5 protein-coding genes and 1 pseudogene are annotated in these 5,263 nt (G+C 62.2%); 4 read left to right on the top strand and 2 right to left on the bottom strand.

The annotated features are described in order from the left end of the window. The 3 genes from lepB to era form a co-directional block, all read left to right on the top strand. Nucleotides 1-466: signal peptidase I (gene lepB, locus AC1DUU_RS22155; RefSeq protein WP_476785546.1), on the top strand; the 466-nt coding region annotated here is incomplete at its 5' end. A gap of 2 nt (nucleotides 467-468) precedes the next feature. Beyond that, nucleotides 469-1,191, top strand: a complete 723-nt coding sequence (gene rnc, locus AC1DUU_RS22160; protein ID WP_476785547.1) for a ribonuclease III — start codon at nucleotides 469-471, stop codon at nucleotides 1,189-1,191. Further along, nucleotides 1,188-2,117 carry a GTPase Era gene (era, locus tag AC1DUU_RS22165; protein WP_476785548.1) on the top strand — a complete coding sequence of 310 codons (930 nt, stop codon included), beginning with the start codon at nucleotides 1,188-1,190 and terminating at the stop codon, nucleotides 2,115-2,117. Before rnc ends, era begins: the two co-directional genes overlap by 4 nt. A 33-nt stretch (nucleotides 2,118-2,150) precedes the next feature. On the opposite strand, the gene AC1DUU_RS22170 is transcribed toward era, so the two are convergent. Next, nucleotides 2,151-3,056, bottom strand: a complete 906-nt coding sequence (locus AC1DUU_RS22170; protein ID WP_476785549.1) for an AraC family transcriptional regulator — start codon at nucleotides 3,054-3,056, stop codon at nucleotides 2,151-2,153. 98 nt (nucleotides 3,057-3,154) lie between these two features. On the opposite strand from AC1DUU_RS22170, the gene AC1DUU_RS22175 reads away from it, so the two are divergent. After that, a complete protein-coding gene (locus AC1DUU_RS22175; protein WP_476785550.1) occupies nucleotides 3,155-3,898 on the top strand; it encodes an SDR family oxidoreductase in 744 nt (247 codons plus the stop codon). Between the two features lie 64 nt (nucleotides 3,899-3,962). On the opposite strand, the pseudogene AC1DUU_RS22180 reads toward AC1DUU_RS22175, so the two are convergent. Further along, a pseudogene (locus AC1DUU_RS22180) lies at nucleotides 3,963-4,937 on the bottom strand (sulfatase-like hydrolase/transferase); the annotation flags it as partial. Nucleotides 4,938-5,263 lie beyond the last annotated feature (326 nt).

Genomic DNA, 5,263 nt, shown 5'->3' on the forward strand with positions numbered 1-5,263 from the left:
GTTCCCGCCCAATCCTTCGCTCGACTACATCAAGCGCGTCGTCGGCCTGCCCGGCGACCGCATCCAGATGAAGGACGGCCAGCTCTATATCAACGGCACCGCAGTGCCGCGCGAAAAGGTAGGCCAGATCGACAATCCCGATATCACCGAGGTCAACCGTCCGGTCGACGTCTATCGCGAGACCCTGCCGAACGGCGTTTCCTATGACACGCTGGACCTGACGCCGGATTCGATCGGCGACAACACGCGTGAGTTCCTCGTGCCCGAAGGCCATTTCTTCATGATGGGCGACAACCGCGACAACTCGACCGACAGCCGCTTTAACGTCGGTTTCGTGCCGGCCGAGAACCTTGTCGGCCGCGCCAACATCATCTTCTTCTCGATCGCCGATGGCGCAAGCCCGCTGGAAATCTGGAAGTGGCCGACCGAGATGCGCGGCTCGCGCCTGTTCAACTTCGTCCGATAGGCATGGCAGGCAAACGGCTCACCGCCACGGAACTCGCCGATGCGTTGCAACTTCGTACCGGCCATATCTTCCGCGACCATCAGCGCCTGCAACGGGCGCTGACGCATGGCAGCGCGCGCAGCGCAAATGCAGGCGTCGACTATGAGCGTTTCGAGTTCCTGGGCGACCGGGTGCTCGGGCTTGCTGTCGCCGACATGTTGCTTGCCGATTTTCCCGAAGCGCCCGAAGGCGAGCTTTCGGTCCGGCTCAACGCGCTCGTCAATGCTGAGGCGCTGGCCCAGATCGCCGACGAGATCGGGCTCGCCGATCTGATCCGCGCGGGCTCGGAAGTGCGCAATCTTGCCGATCGCAAGCGCGTCAATCTGCGCGCAGACGCGCTGGAATCGCTGATCGCTGTCATTTATCTCGACGGCGGGCTGGATGCGGCCAAGCGTTTCATCCATAAATACTGGAAGCCGCGCGCCGAGGCTGCGGGTGCGGCACGCCGCGACCCCAAGACCGAATTGCAGGAATGGGCGCATCAGGCGTCGACAGCAGTGCCTGCCTACAAGATCGAAAGCCGTACCGGCCCTGACCACGACCCCGTCTTTTCGGTGAGCGTGCGGGTCGGCAAATTTTTGCCCGCCACCGGCACCGGTCGCTCCAAGCGCGAGGCCGAGCAGAATGCCGCCGCCGCCCTTTTGGTGCGTGAGGGCGTATGGAAGCATGAGGAGACCGCATCGTGACCGATGCCCCTGAAACCGCTACGCCTGAAACGGGTGCCACCCGTTCGGGCTTTGTCGCGCTGATCGGCGCGCCGAACGCCGGCAAGTCGACGCTGGTCAACAAGCTTGTCGGCGCCAAGGTGTCGATCGTCACCCACAAGGTGCAGACGACCCGCGCCATCGTGCGCGGCATCGCCACCCACGACAACGCCCAGATCGTTTTCATCGACACGCCCGGCATCTTCAAGCCGAAGCGGCGTCTCGATACGGCGATGGTGACCACCGCCTGGGGCGGGGCCAAGGACGCCGACCTAATCTTGGTGCTGATCGATGCCGAGCGCGGCATCAAGGGTGATGCCGCCGCCATCCTCGAACGGCTCAAGGACGTGCGCCAGCCCAAGATCCTGATCCTGAACAAGGTCGACCGGGTCGATCCCGAAAAGCTGCTGAAGCTGACTGCGACCGCCAACGAGGCCGTCGATTTCGAACGCACTTTCATGGTGTCGGCGCTGACCGGCTCTGGCTGCAAGGACCTGCTCGACTTCCTGGCCAAGCGCTTGCCCGAAGGTCCCTGGTACTACCCCGAGGATCAGATCTCCGATCTGCCGATGCGCCAGCTGGCAGCCGAGATCACCCGCGAGAAGCTGTATCTCAGGCTGCACCAGGAACTGCCCTACTCGTCGCATGTCGAAACCGAGAAGTGGGAAGAGATGCCCAACGGCTCGGTGCGCATCCAGCAGGTCATCTATGTCGAACGCGACAGCCAGAAGAAGATCGTGCTCGGCCACAAGGGCGAAACGATCCGTGCCATCGGCCAGGCCTCGCGCATGGAAATCGGCAGCATTCTAGAACAGAAGGTGCACCTGTTCCTGTTTGTGAAGGTGCGCGAGAACTGGGGCGACGACCCCGAACGCTACCGCGAAATGGGGCTGGATTTCCCGCATTAAAGAGCACGGCGTCTTGCCATTGTTGCAAGCCTCTCAGCCGTGCCGGTCGCTGCGGGCGTAGCGGCCCGGCGATTGCCCGACATGGCGGCTGAAGGCGGTGCTGAAGGTGCTGGCTGAGCCGTAGCCGACCTGGCGGGCGACTTCGTCCAGCGCTATCCCCTTGTCGCCGAGAAGTTTCTTGGCGAGCGCCATGCGCCAGGCGAGCAGATATTCCATCGGCCTGAGCCCGACGGTGCGCGTGAAGCGGTCGAAAAAGGCCGAGCGGGACAGGCCGGCCTCGCCGGCGAGTTCGGCTACCGTCCACGGCCGCTGCGGATCGCCGTGCATCTGCCGCATCGCCCCTGAAACCCTGGCGTCGGCCAGCCCGCTGAGCAAGCCGGGCGGCGAGCCCTTTGCCCGGCTTGCCCTCAGCGCCTCGATCAGCAGGACCTCGACGAGGCGGCCGAGCACGAGGTCGCGGCCTGCATTGTGCTGGCCAGCTTCCTCGCCGATGAGCCGCACCAGCGTCGAAAGCCGCTCGACACCGCTGATATGGACCATCGCTGGCAGCAGCGACACCAGTAGCGCAGCATCGGGAGAACCGAAGACGAAGTAGCCGCCGAGCAGGCGGACATCGGCCGGGCCATCCTGCCGGCCGTGGCGAACCTCCTCCGTCGGTGCAGGCGTCGTTTTGGGGTCGATACGCCTTGGCGCCACAGGCTCGAAACCGGACATGGTGAAGGCAGGGGTGGCCGGCAAAAGCACGAAGTCGCCCTGTTCGAGCGTGACCGGTGCCTCGCCGTCGACTGCGAGGCGGCAGCTGCCTTCGAGCACGGCGCAGAAACCAGGCTGGCCGAATTCGGAGTAGCGGACGCCCCAGCGCCCGGCGCCGCTGATCCCCTTCGAGAACAAGGTACGGGGCTGGAGCAGTTCGATGACCTGGGCGAGGGGGTCGATCATATCAGGACTATTGCCAATGAATATAGGACTGGAGATTGATGATAGTCCGGATTTTGGACGGTATTTTCGTGGCGTCAACATCAATCAGGAAAAAGTCCATGAAAACCGTGCTGATTACCGGCTGCTCGTCAGGTTATGGCCTGGAGACCGCCCGCCACTTCCATGCCTTGGGCTGGAATGTCGTTGCCACCATGCGCAATCCGCGCGTAGGCATCCTGCCGCGCACGGAGCGGATGCGCGTTCTGCCGCTCGATGTGACCGATGACGAGAGTATTGCAGCAACGCTCGACGCCAGCGGCCCGATCGACGTGCTCGTCAACAATGCGGGAATCGGCCTCGTCGGCGCCTTCGAGGCGATGCCGATGGTGCATGTGCGCAAGCTGTTTGAAACCAACACCTTCGGCGTGATGGCGATGACCCAGGCAGTGATCGCTGAGTTTCGCGTGCGGCGGTCGGGCGTGGTCGTCAATGTCACTTCAAGTGTGACGCTGGCGCCGATGCCGCTGGCCGCTGCCTATACCGCAAGCAAGATGGCGATCGAGGGCTTTACCGGGTCGCTGGCCCATGAGCTTGGCGCGTTCGATGTCAGGGTGAAGATTGTCGAGCCCGGCTATGCACCGAGCACGCGCTTTGCCCACAACACCGAGCTGCGCGTCGAGGATCTTATTCCCGAGGCCTATGCCGCGTTCGCGGGGCCGATCTTTGCCGGGTTCGCGACGCCCGCGCTGGTGACGAAGGAAACCGACGTCGCCGAAGCCGTGTGGCAGGCCGCGAACGACGCATCAGGACAGCTCCGCTTTCCGGCGGGGCCGGACGCGGTGGCGTTGGCGCAGGCGAGCTGAATACGGTTTTCTTAAAATGGCCCAGGAAAAAGGGCGGCACCTTGCCGCTCCTTTTGCAGCCGTTTCAATTGCCGGTCGGCATCGGCAATTCAACGCCGTCTTTGGCAAGCTGATCACGGACCCATTGGAATTGCTGATACTTCGACAGCTCGATCGGGCCGGTATAGGACTGGCTTTGTAGCTTGCATGGCGGGTACTTCACGTAGGCCGCCATCAGATCCTTTATCGCGGCACTGATCGTTACCATCGTCCAGGTACGCTCCGTGTAGTTGTTCATGAAGATGTCGTAGCGCTCCTGTGGATCCTGCCAGAGGTCGAAGACCTGTGGGACAGTCGCGACATACTTCGACGCCCCCTTCCAACCGAGATTGGTATCAACTGCCAATCCTCCGGTGTCTGCACCGTTGTCCCCGCGCAGATTGAATATGGCCTTGTAATTGCCCACGCGGGCAGCACCAGGCGTGAGCTCATTTTCGGTGAAATAGAACCAGAAGGTACGCTCCGACTTGCCTGTACCTTTCAGGATTGGCGACATGTCGTAGCTATCGAAGATAATCGGCTGTCCCTCGCGGTCCTTGGTCGGCAAGGCGACTCCTGCAACCGAAGCAAATGTCGCCATCAGATCAAGGCCGCCGACGATATCGTGGTTCTTGCTGCGCGGCTTGATCTTGCTCGGCCAGACGGCGATGGCGGGAACGCGATTGCCGCCTTCGCGCACCGTGCCCTTGGTGCCACGGAACGGCGTGTAGCCGGCGTCGGGATAGACGTCCTGCCAGGCGCCATTGTCGGTGGTGTAGAAGACAAGCGTGTTCTTGTCCAAGCCGGTCTCGTGGAGCTTGTCCATGATGCGGCCGATGCGCGTATCCAGCTCGACGATGCTGTCGGCATATTTCGACATCGACTTATGCTCGAACTCCGGCGCCGGCATGTTCGGCTGGTGCACCTTCATGAAGTTGACGCTGATGAAGAAGGGTTTGTCGGATTTCGTCGCGTCATCAAGAAACCCAAGTGCGGCCTTCTCGACGTARCTGTCGAAGAAGGAATTCCGACGACACGAGGCGCGGCGACCCGCTCGACTGAAAGATCGAGCAAGGATGCCTGATTTATTCGATCCGATCGCGGATCGCAGAGTGCAACTAGAACGATTTTCCAGACCGTCGAGCCTGACAAAGGGCCTGTTTCCGCGCCAGGGCTCCGGCTTGCGGTGCCCGTGCGCCAGACACAAAACAGCTGCTCACAGGACGTTCGGAAGGCGAGGCATCATCACCTCCCGATCGCCTAACGCACCCAGCTAGAGTGCCGCAACTGATTCCGATTACTGAGCTTCCTGGCAGGCGCGCAGGCTTTTGAAGGCAGCATCGGTCC

This window comes from Aminobacter sp. P4_H6_2 (genome assembly GCF_056400805.1).

Excerpts from the sequence above, each read along its gene's own strand:
- AC1DUU_RS22175 (WP_476785550.1), top strand. The coding sequence starts at position 3,155 with ATGAAAACCGTGCTGATTACCGGCTGCTCGTCAGGTTATGGCCTGGAG.
- rnc (WP_476785547.1), top strand. The coding sequence starts at position 469 with ATGGCAGGCAAACGGCTCACCGCCACGGAACTCGCCGATGCGTTGCAA.
- AC1DUU_RS22170 (WP_476785549.1), bottom strand. The coding sequence starts at position 3,056 with ATGATCGACCCCCTCGCCCAGGTCATCGAACTGCTCCAGCCCCGTACC.